The sequence below is a fragment of the Mesorhizobium sp. M4A.F.Ca.ET.020.02.1.1 genome (genome assembly GCF_004022645.1).
In the GTDB taxonomy this organism is placed as follows: domain Bacteria; phylum Pseudomonadota; class Alphaproteobacteria; order Rhizobiales; family Rhizobiaceae; genus Mesorhizobium.
Map to the genome: position 1 here is coordinate 1 of NZ_RZOI01000998.1, position 1723 is coordinate 1723.

General features: G+C 62.6%; 2 protein-coding genes and 1 pseudogene. All 3 read left to right on the forward strand.

Annotated elements, in window-relative coordinates; translation table 11 throughout:
* Positions 1–329: pseudogene (locus EN742_RS34090) on the forward strand (sugar ABC transporter permease); the annotation flags it as partial.
* Between the two features lie 11 nt (positions 330–340).
* Complete coding sequence (locus tag EN742_RS34095) at positions 341–1180, forward strand: carbohydrate ABC transporter permease (protein ID WP_127393011.1); 840 nt, start codon at positions 341–343, stop codon at positions 1178–1180.
* Positions 1177–1723: Gfo/Idh/MocA family oxidoreductase (locus EN742_RS34100; protein ID WP_148670488.1), on the forward strand; the 547-nt coding region annotated here is incomplete at its 3' end. The genes EN742_RS34095 and EN742_RS34100, both read left to right, overlap by 4 nt.

A 1723-nucleotide genomic window follows, 5' to 3' on the forward strand; every position in this document is an offset into this window, starting at 1 on the left:
GCGATGGCGTCACCGGCATGGCGCAGTTCTGGAAGATCAAGCTGCCGCTGATCCTGCCGTCTATCGGCATCATCTCGATCCTGACCTTCGTCGGCAATTTCAACGCCTTCGACCTTATCTACACGGCGCAAGGGGCGCTCGCCGGGCCGAACTATTCGACCGACATCCTCGGCACCTTCCTCTACCGCGCCTTCTTCGGCTTCCAGCTGCAGATCGGCGATCCCAACATGGGCGCTGCCATCGCCACGATGATGTTCCTGATCATCCTTGGCGGCGTCTGCGTCTATCTGTTCCTCATCCAGACGCGCCTGCGTCGCTACCAGTTCTGAGGAGGCGAGCCATGAGCACTGCAACCCATTCGCTTCCCCGCACCATCGGTGCCCACGCGGTCCTGTTGACCTATACGGCCATCGCGCTGTTTCCCGTGATCCTGGTGATCATGAATTCGTTCAAATCCCGCGCGGGCATCTTCGGCGCGCCGCTGACGCCGCCGACACCGAAGACCTTCGACCTGATCGGCTATACCACGGTGATCGGCCAGGGTGACTTCATCCACTATTTCCAGAACAGCCTCGTCGTCACTGTCGCCTCGCTGTTCTTCGTGCTTTTGTTCGGCGCCATGGCCGGCTTCGCGCTGTCGGAATACCGCTTCCGCGGCAACACGATGATGGGGCTCTATCTCGCGCTCGGCATCATGATCCCCATCCGCCTCGGCACCGTCGCCATCCTGCAGCTGATGGTGGCAAGCGGGCTGGTCAACACGCTGACGGCGCTGATCCTGGTCTACACCGCGCAGGGCCTGCCGCTCGCCATCTTCATCCTGTCGGAATTCATGAAGCAGGTGTCGGACGACCTGAAGAACGCGGGGCGCATCGACGGGCTGTCGGAATACACGATCTTCTTCCGGCTGGTGCTGCCGCTGGTGCGCCCGTCCATGGCGACGGTCGCCGTCTTCACCATGATCCCGATCTGGAACGATCTGTGGTTCCCGCTGATCCTCGCGCCATCTGAAGAGACCAAGACGGTGACGCTCGGCGCGCAGCTCTTTCTCGGCCAGTTCGTCACCAACTGGAACGCGATCCTGGCGGCGCTGTCGTTGGCGATCCTGCCGGTGCTGATCCTCTACGTCATCTTCTCGCGGCAGCTGATCCGCGGCATCACCTCGGGAGCCGTGAAGTGAGTTCGCAAAAACCTCTTCGCGTTGTCGTCGCAGGGCTCGGCAATATGGGCCGCAGCCATGCGCTGGCCTATCACACCAATCCGGGCTTCGAGATCGCCGCACTCGTCAACCGCTCCGACGTGCCGCTGCCGGAAGGGCTCTCGGGCTACGGCATCAGGCGTTCCTTCGAGGACGCGTTGCGTGAGGAGAAGCCTGATGTTGCCGCGATCGCCACCTATTCCGACAGTCATGCCGACTATGCGGTGCGAGCGTTCGAGGCCGGCTGCCATGTCTTTGTCGAAAAGCCGCTGGCAACCACGGTGGCCGACGCCAAACGCGTCGTCGCCGCCGCCAAGGCCAACGGCAGGAAGCTGGTGATCGGCTACATCCTGCGCCACCACCCGTCCTGGGTCAGGCTGATCGCCGAGGCGCGCAAGCTCGGCGGTCCTTACGTGTTCCGCATGAACCTCAACCAGCAATCGTCAGGCCACACCTGGGGCACGCACAAGCAGCTGATGCAGACGACGTCGCCGATCGTCGACTGCGGCGTGCACTATCTCGACG

Bases quoted from the DNA above. Each gene is read 5' to 3' on its own strand.
- EN742_RS34095 (WP_127393011.1), top strand. From the start codon at position 341: ATGAGCACTGCAACCCATTCGCTTCCCCGCACCATCGGTGCCCACGCG.